Origin of the sequence: Thalassobacillus sp. B23F22_16, assembly GCF_043496955.1 — a bacterium.
Taxonomy (GTDB): domain Bacteria; phylum Bacillota; class Bacilli; order Bacillales; family Halobacillaceae; genus Thalassobacillus; species Thalassobacillus devorans_A.
Map to the genome: position 1 here is coordinate 94,810 of NZ_JBIEKD010000002.1, position 17,004 is coordinate 111,813.

General features: G+C 43.6%; 19 protein-coding genes. All 19 read left to right on the forward strand.

The features are described from left to right. Positions 1-214 precede the first annotated feature (214 nt). Complete coding sequence (ftsY, locus tag ACGTNI_RS03015; RefSeq protein ID WP_394460154.1) at positions 215-1,213, forward strand: signal recognition particle-docking protein FtsY; 999 nt, start codon at positions 215-217, stop codon at positions 1,211-1,213. A gap of 75 nt (positions 1,214-1,288) precedes the next feature. Next, positions 1,289-1,609: a putative DNA-binding protein gene (locus ACGTNI_RS03020; protein WP_394459988.1), complete on the forward strand. Its 321-nt coding sequence runs from the start codon at positions 1,289-1,291 to the stop codon at positions 1,607-1,609. Positions 1,610-1,622: 13 nt separating this feature from the next. Beyond that, positions 1,623-2,966 carry a signal recognition particle protein gene (gene ffh, locus ACGTNI_RS03025; RefSeq protein WP_085508226.1) on the forward strand — a complete coding sequence of 448 codons (1,344 nt, stop codon included), beginning with the start codon at positions 1,623-1,625 and terminating at the stop codon, positions 2,964-2,966. An 84-nt stretch (positions 2,967-3,050) separates the two neighbouring features. Then, positions 3,051-3,323: a 30S ribosomal protein S16 gene (gene rpsP, locus ACGTNI_RS03030; RefSeq protein WP_062445812.1), complete on the forward strand. Its 273-nt coding sequence runs from the start codon at positions 3,051-3,053 to the stop codon at positions 3,321-3,323. Positions 3,324-3,338: 15 nt separating this feature from the next. After that, positions 3,339-3,566, forward strand: coding sequence for a KH domain-containing protein (locus ACGTNI_RS03035; protein ID WP_394459991.1), 228 nt, complete (start codon positions 3,339-3,341; stop codon positions 3,564-3,566). A 100-nt stretch (positions 3,567-3,666) separates the two neighbouring features. Next, on the forward strand, positions 3,667-4,053 hold the full coding sequence (locus ACGTNI_RS03040) for a YlqD family protein (protein WP_394459993.1): 387 nt from the start codon (positions 3,667-3,669) through the stop codon (positions 4,051-4,053). Between the two features lie 4 nt (positions 4,054-4,057). Further along, positions 4,058-4,573, forward strand: coding sequence for a ribosome maturation factor RimM (gene rimM, locus ACGTNI_RS03045; RefSeq protein WP_394459995.1), 516 nt, complete (start codon positions 4,058-4,060; stop codon positions 4,571-4,573). After that, the gene (gene trmD, locus ACGTNI_RS03050) at positions 4,573-5,304 is read left to right on the forward strand and encodes a tRNA (guanosine(37)-N1)-methyltransferase TrmD (protein ID WP_394459997.1); all 732 of its coding nucleotides are present in this window, start codon (positions 4,573-4,575) and stop codon (positions 5,302-5,304) included. Before rimM ends, trmD begins: the two co-directional genes overlap by 1 nt. A 129-nt stretch (positions 5,305-5,433) precedes the next feature. Beyond that, positions 5,434-5,778, forward strand: coding sequence for a 50S ribosomal protein L19 (gene rplS, locus ACGTNI_RS03055; protein ID WP_028782766.1), 345 nt, complete (start codon positions 5,434-5,436; stop codon positions 5,776-5,778). A 142-nt stretch (positions 5,779-5,920) separates the two neighbouring features. Further along, positions 5,921-6,481 carry a signal peptidase I gene (gene lepB / locus ACGTNI_RS03060; protein ID WP_085508237.1) on the forward strand — a complete coding sequence of 187 codons (561 nt, stop codon included), beginning with the start codon at positions 5,921-5,923 and terminating at the stop codon, positions 6,479-6,481. Positions 6,482-6,496: 15 nt separating this feature from the next. Beyond that, positions 6,497-7,342: a ribosome biogenesis GTPase YlqF gene (ylqF, locus tag ACGTNI_RS03065; RefSeq protein ID WP_394459999.1), complete on the forward strand. Its 846-nt coding sequence runs from the start codon at positions 6,497-6,499 to the stop codon at positions 7,340-7,342. A 357-nt stretch (positions 7,343-7,699) separates the two neighbouring features. Then, positions 7,700-8,473 (forward strand): ribonuclease HII, encoded by a 774-nt coding sequence (rnhB, locus tag ACGTNI_RS03070; RefSeq protein ID WP_394460000.1) that lies wholly within the window; start codon positions 7,700-7,702, stop codon positions 8,471-8,473. A 15-nt stretch (positions 8,474-8,488) separates the two neighbouring features. Beyond that, positions 8,489-9,754, forward strand: a complete 1,266-nt coding sequence (locus ACGTNI_RS03075; RefSeq protein ID WP_394460001.1) for a TP0910 N-terminal domain-containing protein — start codon at positions 8,489-8,491, stop codon at positions 9,752-9,754. Then, entirely contained in the window at positions 9,751-10,014 is a 264-nt protein-coding gene (locus ACGTNI_RS03080; protein ID WP_085508245.1) for an EscU/YscU/HrcU family type III secretion system export apparatus switch protein, read from the forward strand. Before ACGTNI_RS03075 ends, ACGTNI_RS03080 begins: the two co-directional genes overlap by 4 nt. 157 nt (positions 10,015-10,171) lie before the next feature. Beyond that, the gene (gene sucC, locus ACGTNI_RS03085; RefSeq protein ID WP_062445823.1) at positions 10,172-11,332 is read left to right on the forward strand and encodes an ADP-forming succinate--CoA ligase subunit beta; all 1,161 of its coding nucleotides are present in this window, start codon (positions 10,172-10,174) and stop codon (positions 11,330-11,332) included. 16 nt (positions 11,333-11,348) lie between these two features. After that, positions 11,349-12,251, forward strand: a complete 903-nt coding sequence (gene sucD, locus ACGTNI_RS03090) for a succinate--CoA ligase subunit alpha (protein WP_085508247.1) — start codon at positions 11,349-11,351, stop codon at positions 12,249-12,251. Between the two features lie 134 nt (positions 12,252-12,385). Then, on the forward strand, positions 12,386-13,261 hold the full coding sequence (gene dprA, locus ACGTNI_RS03095; RefSeq protein ID WP_394460002.1) for a DNA-processing protein DprA: 876 nt from the start codon (positions 12,386-12,388) through the stop codon (positions 13,259-13,261). A gap of 165 nt (positions 13,262-13,426) precedes the next feature. Beyond that, a complete protein-coding gene (gene topA, locus ACGTNI_RS03100; protein ID WP_394460004.1) occupies positions 13,427-15,502 on the forward strand; it encodes a type I DNA topoisomerase in 2,076 nt (691 codons plus the stop codon). A 150-nt stretch (positions 15,503-15,652) separates the two neighbouring features. Continuing rightward, on the forward strand, positions 15,653-16,960 hold the full coding sequence (gene trmFO, locus ACGTNI_RS03105; protein ID WP_085508253.1) for an FADH(2)-oxidizing methylenetetrahydrofolate--tRNA-(uracil(54)-C(5))-methyltransferase TrmFO: 1,308 nt from the start codon (positions 15,653-15,655) through the stop codon (positions 16,958-16,960). Positions 16,961-17,004 lie beyond the last annotated feature (44 nt).

Here is a 17,004-nt window from a genome sequence, read left to right on the forward strand (position 1 = left end):
TATTGAAGAAACAGAAACGCCAGAGGAAACTATGCCTACAGAAACAGACTCTTTACCTGATGATCAACCAGTTGTGGAGGAAGAGACAGAAATCGAGGAAGAGGATACCGAAGAAGAACCTGTAAAACAATTGGATAATACCCCAGAGACTCAAGAGCAGCTCGAAGAGCCAGAGGCTGTCCCTGCCTTTCCTGTCGAAGAGGAGACGCCTCAGATGGAAGAGCCGGAAGCAGACCCTTCTACACGAGAGAAATCAATTGCGGCTAAGTTCCGTATCGGTCTGACAAAAACGAGAGATTCCTTCTCTGGAAGAATTAATGATCTGGTTGCCCGTTACCGCACGGTCGATGAAGATTTTTTCGAGGATTTAGAGGAAATCCTTATTTCTGCTGATGTCGGCGTTACCACGGTAATGGAAATGATTGATGAACTGGAAATGGAAGTAAAAAGACGAAATATCAAAGATACGAAACATGTAAGGGAAGTTATTTCCGAGAAGCTTGTTGAAATCTATTATGGCGATGACGACAGCGAAGAAATGGAAGAGTTGAATATTAATCATGATGGATTGTCGATCGTCCTGTTTGTCGGAGTTAACGGCGTCGGAAAAACGACTACGATTGGTAAACTCGCCCACCAGTTAAAAAGCGAAGGAAAAAATGTCATGCTTGCCGCAGGGGATACATTCCGTGCCGGGGCTATTGAACAGCTGGATGCCTGGGGTGAGCGAGTCGGCGTCAATGTCGTGAAGCATAGTGCCGGAAGTGACCCGGCTGCAGTCATTTTTGATGCCATCCAGGCAGCCAAATCCCGGGACGCAGACGTCCTGCTATGTGATACTGCCGGACGACTTCAGAATAAAGTCAATCTGATGAATGAATTAGCTAAAGTGAAACGTGTCATCGAGCGAGAAGTACCAACTGCTCCTCATGAAGTGCTCCTTGTTTTGGATGCGACGACCGGACAGAATGCGATGAGCCAGGCGAAGACATTCTCGGAAGCTACTGATGTATCGGGAATTGTGTTGACGAAACTCGATGGTACAGCTAAAGGGGGAATTGTGCTTGCGATTCGTAATGAGCTGGAGATTCCTGTTAAACTGGTAGGGCTAGGTGAGAAAGTGACCGATCTTCAACCGTTTGATGCTCATGCATTTGTCTATGGCTTATTCGCTGATATGGTGGAAGCCCATGACGAAGAAAAAGAGCAGTGATGCTTGACAGCTATGCCTTTCATTCTGTAATATTCATATATGTAAAGGCATTTCACTTAACAAGGAGTGGTTGCCGTGCTAGAGAAGACGACCAGAATTAATTATCTTTTTGATTTTTATCAGACGCTGTTGACACCTAAACAACGGAACTATATGGAATTGTATTATTTAGAAGATTATTCTCTTGGTGAAATCTCTGAGACATTCCATGTGTCGAGGCAGGCTGTCTATGACAATATCCGCCGTACAGAATCCATGCTGGAAGAATACGAGGAAAAATTGAACTTGTATGCGAAGTTCCAGGAACGGCAGCAATTGATTGAAGAGATGCAAGGTAAACTCACAGATCAGAAAGAAGTTCTGGATTCACTCGAACGATTAAAAGAATTAGATTAGGAGGGCTCCTTCTATGGCATTTGAAGGTTTAGCCGACCGTTTACAAAATACAATCCAACGGATCAAAGGTAAAGGGAAGGTAACCGAACAAGATGTAAAAGAAATGACCCGGGAAGTCCGTCTTGCCCTCCTTGAGGCAGACGTCAACTTCAAGGTCGTCAAAGACTTTGTCAAACGCGTGAAAGAGCGGGCCATCGGTCAGGAAGTAATGGAAAGCCTGACACCAGGTCAGCAGGTAATCAAAGTGGTCAAAGAAGAATTGACCGATTTGATGGGCGGTGACGAAAGTAAGATCGCAGTTGCGAAGCGCCCCCCGACCGTCATCATGATGGTCGGTCTTCAAGGTGCCGGTAAGACGACCACTACCGGGAAACTTGCCAATCACCTACGTAAAAAACACAATCGTAAACCGTTACTTGTGGCGGCTGACGTTTATCGGCCTGCAGCCATCAATCAGCTTCAGACACTTGGCAAGCAATTGGATTTGCCTGTCTATGCAAAAGGTACGGATGCCGATCCGGTTGATATTGCCAATGAAGCGATCGCCGAAGCGAAAGAAAACCACAACGACTACGTCATCATCGATACGGCTGGCCGTCTTCATGTTGATAGCGATTTGATGGGAGAACTGCAGCAAATCAAAGAAAATGTCCAGCCGGATGAAATTTTTCTTGTCGTCGATGCCATGACCGGTCAGGATGCTGTCAATGTTGCTGAAAGTTTTGACGAACAACTGGAAGTCAGTGGAGTTGTATTGACGAAACTCGATGGGGACACCCGTGGCGGTGCCGCATTGTCTATTAAGGCTGTAACAGGTAAACCGATCAAATTCGCCGGTATGGGTGAAAAACTCGATCAGTTGGAACCCTTCCATCCTGAACGGATGGCATCCCGTATTCTAGGTATGGGAGATGTACTGACACTGATCGAAAAAGCTCAGGATAGTGTAGATGAAAACCGTGCGAAAGAATTAGAACAGAAAATGCGCTCGGCTTCATTCACCTTTGATGACTTTCTGGAACAAATGGGGCAAGTCCGAAACATGGGACCATTGGATGAATTACTCGATATGATTCCAGGAGCCAACAAGATGAAGGGTCTGAAGAATGCCCAGATTGACGACAAACAAATCTCGCATGTAGAAGCAATCATCCAGTCGATGACTAAGAAAGAACGGCAGGATCCATCCCTGATGAATGCAAGCCGTAAACGCCGGATCGCTAAAGGTTCCGGAACATCCGTATCTGAGGTCAACCGACTGCTCAAACAGTTTGAAGAAATGAAGAAAATGATGAAACAAATGACCAATATGCAAAAAGGAAAAAAAGGCAAGGGAATGAATTTTCCATTCATGTAATGGAAAAATCCTTTACACACAGAAAAACATCTGCTAAAATCTAAACTTGTGCGAAACATTAATAATTTATGGAGGTGCTTAAAGATGGCAGTAAAAATTCGCCTAAAGCGCATGGGATCAAAACGTAACCCATTCTACCGTGTAGTTGTAGCTGATTCACGTTCTCCTCGTGATGGACGTTTCATTGAACAAATTGGCACATATAATCCAGTAGCAAACCCAGTTGAGGTTGATATTGATGAAGAAAAAGCTTTGAACTGGATGACTAATGGTGCTAAGCCGAGCGACACGGTTCGTAACCTATTCTCAAATGAAGGCATCATGACGAAGTTCCACGAAGCAAAAAACCAAAAGTAAAGTAGTGGTGATACCATGAAAGCCTTGATTGAAACTATTGTCAGTCCGCTTGTCGATCACCCGGAAGACATCCAGGTAGACGTCAACGAAGAGGAACGCAAAATCGTTTATCATTTGACGGTCAACCAGGAGGATGTCGGCAAGGTGATTGGAAAGAACGGTCGGATAGCAAAAGCGATCCGGACAGTTGTTTACGCAGCAGGGTCAGACTCTAAAAAGAGAATTTACTTGGATATCATGTAATGAGGGAGAGGGAGCAATTACCTTTCCCTTTTTTACAATTTACTTTTATTTATTGAGGAATGGACACAGAACGGAATCTTTGAGAAAAAGGGGCAGGAACATGAAAATTATAAAAAAAATTCCTGTAAAACAAGTACTGACTGCAGACAGTAAAGAACAGCTGTCACAAGATTTCCAGTCAAGGTATCAAAGATATGACCGTGAATGCCAGCAGTTGCGTTTTGAACAGCGAAAGCTTGAGAAAAGAAGTGACATCTCACCAAGTGAAATAGAAAAACGGTTTACACAGGAAATCAAACTTCGCAAAGAAAAGATGAACTGGGTAGAATATAAACTCCAACAACTAGAAATACTGCCAGAGGGCAGCGAATTGTTCATTGAAGAAGTCGAAGCGATTGTTGAAGTAACCGAAGGTGCCAGATGGGATGAAATATACGAACATCAGACAATCGTCATAAAAGATGGAATAGTAATCCAAGCGAGGTAATGAAATGGAACAACAGATGTATAATGTAGGGAAAATTGTCAATACGCACGGAATCAAAGGAGAAGTGAAAGTGATTCGCATCACCGACTTTGACGATAGATTCCAGCCAGGAGCGCCTTTGTATTGGGTGAAGGACGGCGGGAAACCGGAGAAATTGATTGTCTCCGGTCACCGGGAGCATAAAGGGTTTGATCTGCTTAAGTTTGAAGGACTCCCGACCATTAATGATGTCGAGCGCTTAAAGGGCGGCATCCTTCAGATTCGGGAGGAGCAGTTGTCGGATTTAGAAGAGGGAGAATATTATTTCCATGAAATTATCAGCTGCCGTGTCTTCCTAATGGATGGAACAGAACTTGGGAAAGTAAAAGAAATCCTCACCCCGGGAGCGAATGATGTGTGGGTCGTAGATCGAGAAGGAAAGTCTGATGTCCTTATTCCATATATCGATGATGTCGTGAAGCAAGTGGACATAGAAGAAGGAAGGATTGTCATTGATCCAATAGAAGGGCTGCTTGACTAATGCATATTGATATTCTGACGTTGTTTCCAGAAATGTTTGAAGGCGTGTTGAATAACTCTATTTTGAAAAAAGCGCAAGAGCGCGATATTTTCAGTTATGATTTCATCAACTTCCGGGATTACAGTAATAATAAACACCAGAAGGTTGATGACTATCCATACGGGGGAGGTGCCGGAATGGTGCTTACTCCCCAGCCGCTGTTCGATGCAGTGGAAACGGTAAAGAAGAAGCGGAACACGAAGCCTCGTGTCATCCTGATGTGCCCACAGGGAGAGACACATTCGCAGAGTAAGGCTATAGAGCTTTCCGAAGAAGAGCATTTAATTTTTCTATGTGGACATTATGAAGGTTATGACGAACGTATCCGTCAGCATATCGTAACGGACGAGCTGTCTATTGGTGATTATGTATTGACAGGAGGGGAGCTTGGTGCGATGGTTGTGATCGATTCGGTCGTACGCTTATTGCCTGATGCGCTCGGTAATAAACAATCGGCACCTGAAGATTCTTTTTCGAACGGTTTACTTGAACATCCCCATTATACCCGTCCAGCTGATTTTCGGGGAATGAAAGTACCAGACATACTCTTGTCCGGCGATCATGCCCGTATTGAAGAATGGCGCCACCAACAATCTTTATACCGTACATGGGAACGCAGGCCGGATCTGTTGAAAGAAAGGGAATTGACCGAGAAAGAAAAATCCTGGATAGAAAAATGGGAAAATAGCTGACAGCTTGTTGCAGTAGCAAAGAATCTATGATATATTAAATTTTGTGCTTAAACGTCGGTTTAAGCGGAAAACGATGTTCCGCTGTCTCCTAGTAAGTCAAGAGCATTAGTTTGGAAGGAGTGAAAGAGGATGCAAGATTTGATTAACGAAATTACAAAAGATCAACTTCGTACAGACCATCCTGATTTTCGTCCTGGTGACACAGTGAAGGTCCACGTTAAAGTCGTGGAAGGAACTCGCGAGCGTATCCAGGTATTCGAAGGCGTTGTAATCAAACGTCAAAACGGCGGAATCAGCGAAACATTCACTGTACGTAAAATTTCTTACGGTGTAGGAATCGAGCGTACATTCCCGCTACATTCCCCACGTATCGAGAAAATCGAACGTACACGTCGTGGTAAAGTTCGTCGTGCGAAGCTATACTATCTACGCAACCTGCGTGGTAAAGCAGCACGTATTAAAGAAATCATCTAATGAAACAGGAAGGAGCTTGCAGACGCCAAGCTCCTTTTTTCTACTTGTACTTTAAGAAAACTTAACTTTGTTAACAGATTAATGTATTTCTTAAACTTAAAGAAATATAACGTAGTAGGAACAGTTAGTTTAGAGGAAAGGGATGGCCTTCATGAAAAATGCATGGATGGAATGGATCAAAGCATTCCTGATCGCTGCCATACTAGCCATTTTGGTAAGGGTTATACTATTTGCTCCTGTTGTTGTCGAAGGGCCATCAATGCTTCCGACATTGGAAAATAATGATCATCTGATTGTCAGTAAAATCAATTACACGCTGGGAAAACCGGAACGCTTTGATATTGTCGTTTTTCATGCCACAGAGAGACGAGATTATATCAAACGGGTAATTGGGGTCCCAGGTGATCATGTAGCTGTCGAGAATGATGAGCTGTATATTAATGGAGAGAGAGTGGCAGAACCTTACCTGGAGGAAAGAAAAGATCAGCTGGCCGAGAATCAGATTCTAACCCAGGATTTCACGTTAGAACAAGTAACAGAAGAAGATTATGAAACAGTGCCGGAAGGGCATGTATTCGTCCTGGGAGATAACCGTAATAATTCGACTGACAGCCGTATGTTCGGTGTCGTTCCTATGGATCAAATTGTCGGGGAAGCAGTATTTACTTATTGGCCACTCGATCGCATCCGGCTCGTAGATTAAGAATAAGGTGATGTTATGACAATACAATGGTTCCCTGGCCACATGGCCAAAGCAAAAAGAGAAGTTGCAGAAAAATTAAAGCTGATCGATTTCGTCATCGAACTTGTGGATGCCCGGGCACCGGAATCATCACAGAATCCGATGCTTCAGCAATTACTTCAGACAAAACCAAAGATGATCGTTATGATGAAGAAAGACCTTGCAGACCCTAAGTTGTCTGAAGAGTGGATGGAAGCATTCAAGAAAGATAATGTTTCTGTGGTAGCAGTGAATGCCCAGGACAAGAAAGACATCCAGGCGCTTATAAATCTTGCCAAACAAATGGCTGAAGAAAAAATGAACAAAATGAAAGCAAAAGGGATTAACCCGCGTCCAGCACGGGCAATGATTCTTGGGATACCGAATGTAGGGAAATCGACACTGATTAATCGTCTTGCCAATAAGAAGATTGCCAAAACAGGTGATCGCCCTGGTGTGACAACCAGCCAGCAATGGATTAAAGTCAAGAAAGACTTTGAGCTATTGGATACGCCCGGCATTCTATGGCCAAAGTTCGAAGATGAAGAAGTTGGCTACCGTCTTGCTGCTATCGGTACGATAAAGGACCAAATATTGCCGATTGAGGATGTAGCAGCTTATATATTAGATTATCTGAAGAATTTTTATCCTGACCTTTTAAATGAAAGGTTCGGCTTCTCGAATTTTGAGGATATGATCGAGGCTTTCGAAACGATTGGGAAACGGCGTGGCTGCCTGGAAGCAGGAGCGCGTGTCAATTACGAAAAAACGGCGGAAGTCATCATTCAGGATCTGAGGTCAGGCAAACTGGGCAGGATTACCTTCGATGTTCCGACAGAGTAATAGTATAAGAGCGCATTTTTGACCTCAAAAGTGCGCTTTTTTCTTTGAAATTGAATCTGTAAAATGTTTCCGTTACGGTAGTAACGGTTTGGAGGTCCGGGAAATCACTCGCTTTCCATGGGCGTACGGTGAGCTTCCTCGGGCTAAAGCCCTACGGGATCTCACCATGTACTATCCTCCCATAGGAGTCTCGCAATTTCCCGGCCCTCCTTGCGTTTATAGGAGAAACGGAAACATCGTTATATCGTTCTTCAAAAAATGAGTGAGCTAAGCATGAAATGTGAGCTTAACGTTTAACAGAGCCTTTATTTTAAGAAGAAACTTCCGATAAATAGAATAAGGATAGGAGAATGTACGGTGGGGAAATGGACGATTGCACAAGTGAAAGAAAAGCTGGCAGGAAGGCAGTTAGATGAGCATGAATGGACAGCGTTAAAACAGGACCCTCGTAAAGGTGTTCAAAAGTTGCTCCTTCAGTATGAACGCCAGTTAGAAAAAGAAAAATTACTCCAAGTTAAATATCAAGAAATGATGGTATTTGAACAGAAACAATACGAAGCAGGCAAACAATATGTAGCCGGTGTTGATGAGGCTGGAAGAGGACCACTTGCCGGACCGGTAGTAGCCGGTTGTGTCATTTTACATAAAGATTATTATTTAGAAGGCCTGAATGATTCAAAGCAATTATCACAGGAAAAAAGAGAAATGTTGTTTGAACGGATTACAGCTGATGCACTGGCCTATGGCATTGGCGAAGTAACAAATGAGGAAATTGATCGCTACAACATATATGAAGCAACAAAAATGGCCATGAGACGAGCAGTGAACGACCTAGGAATCACTCCTGATCATTTATTAATTGATGCAGTCAACCTTGATGGAATGCCTTGTACTGGAGAGGCATTAATCAAAGGAGACCAAAGAAGTGTGTCTATTGCGGCAGGAAGCATTGTCGCAAAAGTGACAAGAGACCGGATGATGGCAAAAATTCACGAAGAGTTTCCGATGTATGATTTTCAATCAAATCAGGGCTATGGAACAAGCACACATATGAAGGCTTTGGAACAATTCGGCCCTTCCCCTTATCACAGGTACAGTTTTTCTCCAGTGTCAGCAGCAATCCGGTCTTAAAGGAGGAACTTCGCATTGAAAGGTATAGCATCAGGGTTATTTGAGGCATTACACCGAGTGACCAGTGATAACAGACCAGGGCTGCTTCATGGGCAGGTGTTGTCCGGGCGCGTGATAAAACTGATGCCAAATGATACGGCAGTCATATCGTTAGGAAATCAACAAGTGACTGCCCAGTTGCAAGCTCCTGTGACATCTGGAGATCAGTATCTATTTCAAATACTTTCCCTGGAAGATAAAATCGAATTGAAAATATTAACGAAACAATCGAAAGAGTCCATTTATGATGCTAAACAGGTGTTAGAGCGACTTGGGTTAGCAGCGACTACAGATAACAAACGTCTGGTGTCATTATTAGTAGAGCGGAACCTTCCTTTCCGTCAGTCAGTATTGAAGCAGGCCTCATCCCTCTTACATAAGGCAAGTGATAAACAAAAAACTTTGGGAGCTTTGCTTCAAGCCATTGAAAAGCAGCTTCCTATCCGTTCCGGCATCATAGAAGCCTTGACCGTACGCCAACATGCAACGTTATCATCCCTTCTGCAAGAAACAGAGAGGTATCTGACGGAAAAACCGTCATTGAGCAATACGGAAAAAGCCCTTCTTCACAACCTGGCCAGTTTGAATGGGACTCCAGGATCTCCGGTTCAAGCGGAAAATCTTTCACAAAAAATCTACCTTCAAGTGAAAAACATGATGCTGTTGGCAGGGTTTGATGATGAAATGCAGTTGTTGAAACAGTTATCTAACCACGAGGAACTTCAGTCAAATCAAAGTATGAAAACACTTATGCTTCAGGTACTGAATGAACAGCAATCGGGGAAGTCACAGTTAGAACGGATGCAGCAAATTCTCCATTTTCTGAATGGAATTCAGTTGACAGCTCATCAGGATAATACACAAATGGTACAGTGGAGCCTCGTGTTACCCGGTACATTTATGAAAGCAAAGGACATCCAGGTTAATATAGAAGGCAGAAAAAATGAAAAGGGCGATATCCACCCTGAATTTTGTCATGTTCTATTTTATTTAGAATTAGAGCACTTAAAGGAAACAGTGGTAGATATGTCCATTCGTCAGCGCAAAGTATTCCTGACCGTTTATAATGAACATAATGAGTCACTAAAAAAGACCACCCATTTTCAGTCGCAATTGGAAAACGGGCTTAATCAAGCGGGTTTTGATCTTGCTTCTATTCAATTTAAAAAAATCAAAGGTTCCAGTGATGGTGTTACTTTTCCAAGCTATTTTTCGGAGAGCGGAGTGGATTTAAAAGTATGAAGGATAAAAAGAAACAGGCTATGGCATTAGGTTATAAGCAGAATCAGGATCATGCCCCTAAAGTGCTGGCCAAGGGGAAAGGCTATGTGGCAGCCAATCTGATTGAAAACGCAGTAAAAAACGGTGTTCCCATCCAGGAGGACGCTTCCTTAGTGGAACTGCTTTCCCAATTGAATATTAATGAAGAAATACCAGAGGAGCTGTATCAGGTGGTGGCAGAAGTATTTGCTTTTATTTACCGGGCAGACCAGGATATATAATAGAAAGAGTTCACCTTTATTGTTTACATAATTAAGTTATGGTCTCTTTGTTTCTGTATGTGACACTTTTTCGACAAGTTCCCGACGGTTACTGTGGACAATTCCCGACGTTTTTTTATACAATGGTAATGCAGTTAAAATGATGGGAGGATGGAACATGAACATTCACGAGTATCAAGGGAAAGACATTCTACGCGAATTTGGCGTTTCAGTACCAAATGGTCATGTGGCATATACCGTAGATGAAGCTGTTGAAGCAGCTGAAAAATTAGGTTCAGGTGTCACAGTAGTGAAAGCGCAAATCCATGCGGGAGGCCGCGGTAAAGCCGGCGGTGTCAAAATCGCAAAAAATGCTGATGAAGTGCGTACATATGCCGATGAGATTCTTGGCAAAACGCTCGTTACTCATCAAACCGGTCCAGAGGGTAAGGAAGTAAAGCGCTTACTGATTGAGGAAGGCTGCGACATTAAGAGTGAATATTATGTCGGCCTTGTATTAGACCGCGCAACAAGCCGTGTTACGATGATGGCTTCAGAAGAAGGCGGAACGGAAATTGAAGAAGTTGCAGCAGCAACTCCTGAAAAAATCTTTAAAGAAGTCATCGACCCAGTAGTCGGATTGACTCCTTTCCAGGCCCGTCGTCTGGCATTCAACATCAACATTCCGAAAGAGCAAATTTCAAAAGCTGTGAAATTCATGATGGGGCTTTACAAAGTTTTTGTCGAAAAAGATTGTTCCATCGCTGAAATCAACCCACTAGTCACTACAGGTGATGGGGATGTCATGGCGCTGGATGCTAAGTTGAACTTTGACGACAATGCACTTTACCGTCAAAAAGACGTCCAGGAGCTTCGTGATCTCGATGAAGAAGATCCGAAAGAAGTGGAAGCTTCTAAGTATGACCTTAGTTATATTGCACTGGATGGCAATATCGGCTGTATGGTTAATGGTGCTGGTCTTGCAATGGCTACAATGGACACCATCAAACACTATGGCGGCGACCCGGCCAACTTCCTTGATGTAGGGGGCGGAGCTACTACGGAAAAGGTTACAGAAGCCTTCAAAATCATCTTATCTGACGAACATGTCAAAGGGATCTTTGTTAATATCTTCGGTGGTATCATGAAGTGTGATGTCATTGCTGAAGGTGTTGTAGAAGCTACAAAACAAATCGGTTTGACACTTCCATTGGTCGTTCGTCTGGAAGGTACGAATGTTGAGCAAGGGAAGAAGATCCTTGATGAGTCCGGTTTGAACATAACATCTGCGGATTCAATGGCAGATGGTGCACAAAAAATAGTAGAACTAGTGAAGTAGAAAGGCGGGGAATCAGATGAGTGTATATGTTAATAAAGACACAAAAGTAATCGTGCAAGGAATTACAGGTTCAACAGCCCTTTTCCATACGAAACAAATGCTGGATTACGGTACGAAAATCGTAGGTGGTGTCACACCAGGTAAAGGCGGCACAGAGGTTGAAGGTGTCCCTGTATTCGATACAGTTTCAGAAGCAGTTGAAAAGACCGGTGCCAATGCTTCTGTCATCTACGTCCCTGCACCTTTTGCAGCGGATGCCATCATGGAAGCGACAGATGCTGAAATGGATTTAGCAATCTGTATCACAGAACATATTCCTGTGCTTGACATGGTGAAAGTAAAACGCTACATGGAGGGGAAGAAGACACGCTTAGTAGGTCCTAACTGTCCTGGTGTCATTACTCCAGAAGAATGTAAAATTGGTATCATGCCTGGGTATATTCATAAGAAGGGGCATGTCGGGGTTGTTTCCCGTTCTGGTACCTTGACATATGAAGCGGTACATCAGCTTTCTGAAGCTGGAATTGGCCAGTCGACAGCTGTAGGTATCGGTGGAGACCCAGTCAATGGAACAGACTTTATCGATGTTCTGCAGGCGTTCAACGAAGATGAAGACACAGAAGCAGTCATCATGATTGGTGAAATCGGTGGTACGGCAGAAGAAGAAGCGGCAGAATGGGTCAAGAAAAATATGACCAAGCCTGTGGTAGGCTTCATCGGCGGACGTACAGCACCTCCAGGAAAGCGTATGGGCCATGCTGGTGCCATTATTTCCGGTGGTAAAGGTACAGCTGACGAGAAAATCCGGGTCATGAATGAATGTGGCATCAAAGTGGCGGAAACACCATCTGTCATGGGTGAGACATTGATTGAAGTATTACAAGACAACGGGCTTTATGACAAGTGTAAAACACATTAATTTCAAGTATAAGATCGTGCATGGCATCTCCATGCACGGTCTTCTTTAAGTTAGCCATAAATCCCCCCTTTTTTTCCCCTTTTTTAGTAATAAACCTCGTTATAAATTCACCACCAAAACAGGAGTGATTAGTATTGAATGATCCGCGACGAAAATTGTTGATTTTTCTTCACAATAATGACTACGCAACCCGCCCCTTACTTCGAAGAATCCTCCTTCATGATCCTGGATTGACCTCTGTTTTTCATATGTCTTCTCAAGATATCTCTTCGCTTTACAAAATACCCTTCCAACGAGCTAAAGCTTTTCATGACCAGCTTCAATCTGATGCGAGAAGGTATAAAAGTGAACAATTTATGAAAGAATTCTCTGTGATAACAATTTTTGATGAGGATTATCCCATCCTGCTTAAAAATATTCCGGATCCGCCATTTGTGCTTTATCTGGCTGGTAACCGAGAGCTATTGAATCATACACCATCAATCAGTGTAGTCGGTACAAGGAAACCGACGAAGTCAGCTTACCCCGCAATGGAACGGGTCATTTCTCCACTGATCGAAGCAGGCTGGAGGGTAGTCAGCGGGCTTGCTGCAGGGGTAGACAGGTTTGCACACCTCCTGGCTTTGCGCTATCATGGTACAACAGTCGGGGTGATTGGGTCTGGCTTCCATCATATTTACCCAAAAGAGAACATATCCTTATTTCAGCAAATGGCTGCATCCCAATTGGTAATTTCAGAATATGCCCCGGATGTCCGTCCCCAGAAGTATCATTTTCCTGAAAGAAACCGGATTGTAAGCGGTTTGTCAGCGGCTACATTGGTAGTGGAAGCGAAAGCTCGAAGTGGTTCTTTAATAACGGTGGATCAGGCATTGGAACAAGGAAGAGAAGTATTTGCGTTTCCTGGTTCACTTTTGAATGAGAATAGTGAAGGCTGTAATCGCATGATCCAGGAAGGGGCGAAAATGGTTCTAAATACCCATGACATTATAGAATCCTGGCCGAAATAAAACTCGGTTTACTGTCGAAATATGACGGATAACCCCTTTTCACAGCTTAAGTTAAAAAAATTCTGACCAATCATGTTTGACAAATGAAAAGAAAGTATTTAATAATAGGGAAAGTTTATCAAAGAAATTGCATAAGGTGCACACACCTCTATGGGAGGAACAGTAATGGCAGATTATCTAGTTATCGTCGAATCACCTGCAAAAGCTAAAACAATCGAGAAATACTTAGGAAAAAAGTATAAAGTAAAGGCTTCTTTAGGTCATATCCGTGACTTGCCTAAAAGTCAGATGGGTGTAGATGTCGACAAAGAATTTGAACCAAAATATATAACGATCCGCGGGAAAGGTCCCGTTCTTAAAGAATTGAAAACAGCAGCTAAAAAAGCCAAGCGCGTCTATCTCGCTGCCGACCCCGACAGAGAAGGGGAAGCGATTGCCTGGCATTTGGCTCATAGCCTTGAAATAGATGACAAAACAGAATGTCGTGTGGTCTTTAATGAAATTACGAAAGACGCCGTAAAAAATTCATTCAAGAATCCCCGCACCATCGATATGGACCGTGTCGATGCTCAGCAGGCGAGACGTATCCTGGATAGATTGGTAGGGTACAACATTAGCCCAATTCTGTGGAAAAAAGTTAAAAAAGGCCTGAGTGCCGGCCGGGTACAATCGGTCGCGGTGCGGTTGATCATCGATAGAGAGAACGAAATTAACAAGTTCCAGCCAGAAGAATATTGGTCCATTGACGGCTCTTTCCTAAAAGAGAAAGAAAAATTCTCTGGTGCCTTTTATGGGATAGACGGGAAAAAGCAGGAATTGAAAACCAAACAGGACGTAGACCAGGTCCTTCAGAAAATGAAGGGCAAGGATTTCCAAATTGATAAAGTGAATAAACGGGAACGCAGAAGAAACCCTTCGGTACCGTTTACGACTTCTTCGCTTCAACAAGAGGCGGCGCGGAAACTGAATTTCCGTGCAAAAAAGACAATGATGATCGCCCAGCAATTATATGAAGGTATTGAACTGGGAAAAAAAGAAGGTACCGTTGGTTTGATCACCTATATGCGTACAGACTCCACACGTCTATCGGATTCGGCTCAGAACGAAGCTAAAAGCTATATCGAGGATAAGTTTGGTAATGAGTACCTGGGCGGTAGTAAGAAGAAGAAACAGAAGGAAGGCGCCCAGGATGCCCACGAGGCCATCCGTCCGACCTCTGCCGTACGGGACCCCAAAAAAATGAAAAGTATTTTGTCCCGTGATCAATATCGACTATATAAGTTGATTTGGGACCGCTTCATCGCTAGCCAGATGGCGCCTGCAGTTTTGGATACGATGACTGTGCATATGACCAACCAGGGGGTTGAGTTCCGTGCTACGGGATCCAAGGTGAAATTCCAGGGTTTCATGAAAGTATATGTGGAAGGCCGGGATGACAACAAAAAAGAGGAAGATAAAATGCTGCCGGACCTGGAAGAAGGAATGACCGTCAAAGCAGATGAAATCGAACCGAATCAGCATTTTACCCAGCCTCCTCCCCGTTACACGGAAGCGAGATTGGTCAAAACATTGGAAGAGTTGGGAATCGGAAGACCTTCCACCTATGCTCCGACTTTGGATACCATTCAGCGCAGAGGCTACGTCGCACTCGATAATAAACGATTTGTGCCAACAGAACTGGGCAGTATTGTTCATGAATCCATCGAGGAATACTTCCCGGAGATTATTGATGTCGATTTCACTGCCAAGATGGAAGAAGATCTCGATGCAGTGGAAGAAGGAAACGTAGAATGGGTTAAAATCATCAAAGACTTTTACACAGGATTTGAACCCAGACTGGAAAAAGCTGAAAAAGAGATGGAAAAAGTAGAAATCAAAGATGAACCTGCGGGCGTCGACTGTGAGAAGTGCGGGCATGAAATGGTCTATAAAATGGGGCGTTATGGAAAATTCCTTGCTTGTTCCAACTTTCCTGACTGCCGGAACACAAAGCCGATTTTAAAGAAAGTCGGCGTCACCTGTCCGAAGTGTAAAGAGGGAGAAGTAGTGGAAAGGAAAAGCAAGAAGCGCCGGACTTTTTATGGCTGCGAACGTTATCCTGATTGTGACTTCATTTCCTGGGATAAGCCGATCAGCCGTCCTTGTCCAAAGTGCAGCTCCCTGCTTGTGGAGAAAAAGTCGAAAAAAGGTGTACAAATCCAGTGTACGGAATGCGATTATAAAGAAGAACCTCAAAAGTAAGCGCAAAATTTGCGCTTGCTTTTTCTTTTTGGTATGTATGGTAGGAGTGAACCATGTTTGTAATATCTTATTGACACCAGTTGACCGTATCGATATAATTACCGAATGGTAAGTAGATATACTTGACACGAATTGAAAGGAGCATGTCTGATGACGACACAACATGTGACAGTAATCGGCGCCGGTCTGGCAGGAAGTGAAGCGGCATGGCAGCTTGCCAAGCGAGGCATCCAAGTACATTTGTACGAAATGAGGCCATCGAAACAGACCCCGGCTCACCATACAGATAAATTTGCAGAACTCGTCTGCAGTAACTCCCTGCGGGCCAATTCCCTGACCAATGCAGTGGGGGTCATTAAAGAAGAAATGCGCAGCTTGGATTCAATTATCATACAAGCGGCTGATCAGTCACAAGTTCCTGCCGGAGGAGCGCTTGCTGTGGATCGCCACGAATTTGCGGGCTATGTGACGGAGCATGTGAAAAACCACCCGAACGTAACCGTATATAATGAAGAAATTGGAAATATCCCAACCGATGGCCCCGTGATTGTTGCCACCGGACCATTGACCTCCGAGTCATTATCCAGCCATTTGAAAGAAATGACAGGTGAGGAATACTTATACTTTTATGATGCAGCTGCTCCAATTATAGAAAAAGATTCGATTGATATGGACAAAGTCTATCTGAAATCACGCTACGATAAAGGTGAAGCGGCATATCTGAACTGCCCGATGACAGAAGAAGAATTTGACCGATTCTACGAAGCTCTGACTTCTGCTGACACCGTACCATTAAAAGAGTTCGAAAAAGAGATTTTCTTTGAAGGCTGCATGCCTATCGAAGTAATGGCCCAGCGCGGGAAAAAGACCATGACATTCGGCCCGTTGAAGCCTGTAGGTTTAGAAGACCCGAAAACAGGTAACACTCCTTATGCAGTCGTCCAATTACGTCAGGATGATGCAGCTGGAACATTATATAATATGGTAGGTTTCCAAACCCACCTGAAATGGGGAGCGCAAAAAGAAGTGTTCCGAATGATCCCTGGTCTGGAAAATGCTGAAATTGTCCGCTATGGCGTCATGCATCGGAATACATTCATTAATTCCCCGAATCTACTTAAAGCAACTTACCAATATAAAGATAGAGATGATTTATTTTTTGCGGGACAAATGACAGGAGTGGAAGGCTACGTTGAATCTGCTGCTGCAGGTCTCATCGCCGGCATCAATGCTGCTCGCCTCGTCGAAGGGAAAGAGCCGGTTGTGCTGCCGCATGAAACGATGATGGGAAGCATGGCTCATTATATTACGACGACGAGCCCGAAGAACTTCCAGCCGATGAATGCAAACTTCGGTCTTATTAAACCGCTGGATAAAAAAATCAAAAATAAAAAAGAAAGAAATGAAGCCTACGCTAACAGAGCCTTGGAGACAATTCAGAATTTTGTTACAATTTAGTTAAAACGATTGCGTTAATTGATTGAATTGTGTTAAAATTTAAA

What these genes read in the sequence shown, in the direction of transcription:
- ftsY (WP_394460154.1), top strand. Translation starts at nt 215, where the DNA reads ATGGAAGAGCCGGAAGCAGACCCTTCTACACGAGAGAAATCAATTGCG.
- ffh (WP_085508226.1), top strand. Translation starts at nt 1,623, where the DNA reads ATGGCATTTGAAGGTTTAGCCGACCGTTTACAAAATACAATCCAACGG.
- rpsP (WP_062445812.1), top strand. Translation starts at nt 3,051, where the DNA reads ATGGCAGTAAAAATTCGCCTAAAGCGCATGGGATCAAAACGTAACCCA.
- ACGTNI_RS03035 (WP_394459991.1), top strand. Translation starts at nt 3,339, where the DNA reads ATGAAAGCCTTGATTGAAACTATTGTCAGTCCGCTTGTCGATCACCCG.
- ACGTNI_RS03040 (WP_394459993.1), top strand. Translation starts at nt 3,667, where the DNA reads ATGAAAATTATAAAAAAAATTCCTGTAAAACAAGTACTGACTGCAGAC.
- rimM (WP_394459995.1), top strand. Translation starts at nt 4,058, where the DNA reads ATGGAACAACAGATGTATAATGTAGGGAAAATTGTCAATACGCACGGA.
- trmD (WP_394459997.1), top strand. Translation starts at nt 4,573, where the DNA reads ATGCATATTGATATTCTGACGTTGTTTCCAGAAATGTTTGAAGGCGTG.
- rplS (WP_028782766.1), top strand. Translation starts at nt 5,434, where the DNA reads ATGCAAGATTTGATTAACGAAATTACAAAAGATCAACTTCGTACAGAC.
- lepB (WP_085508237.1), top strand. Translation starts at nt 5,921, where the DNA reads ATGGCCTTCATGAAAAATGCATGGATGGAATGGATCAAAGCATTCCTG.
- ylqF (WP_394459999.1), top strand. Translation starts at nt 6,497, where the DNA reads ATGACAATACAATGGTTCCCTGGCCACATGGCCAAAGCAAAAAGAGAA.
- ACGTNI_RS03080 (WP_085508245.1), top strand. Translation starts at nt 9,751, where the DNA reads ATGAAGGATAAAAAGAAACAGGCTATGGCATTAGGTTATAAGCAGAAT.
- sucC (WP_062445823.1), top strand. Translation starts at nt 10,172, where the DNA reads ATGAACATTCACGAGTATCAAGGGAAAGACATTCTACGCGAATTTGGC.
- sucD (WP_085508247.1), top strand. Translation starts at nt 11,349, where the DNA reads ATGAGTGTATATGTTAATAAAGACACAAAAGTAATCGTGCAAGGAATT.
- topA (WP_394460004.1), top strand. Translation starts at nt 13,427, where the DNA reads ATGGCAGATTATCTAGTTATCGTCGAATCACCTGCAAAAGCTAAAACA.
- trmFO (WP_085508253.1), top strand. Translation starts at nt 15,653, where the DNA reads ATGACGACACAACATGTGACAGTAATCGGCGCCGGTCTGGCAGGAAGT.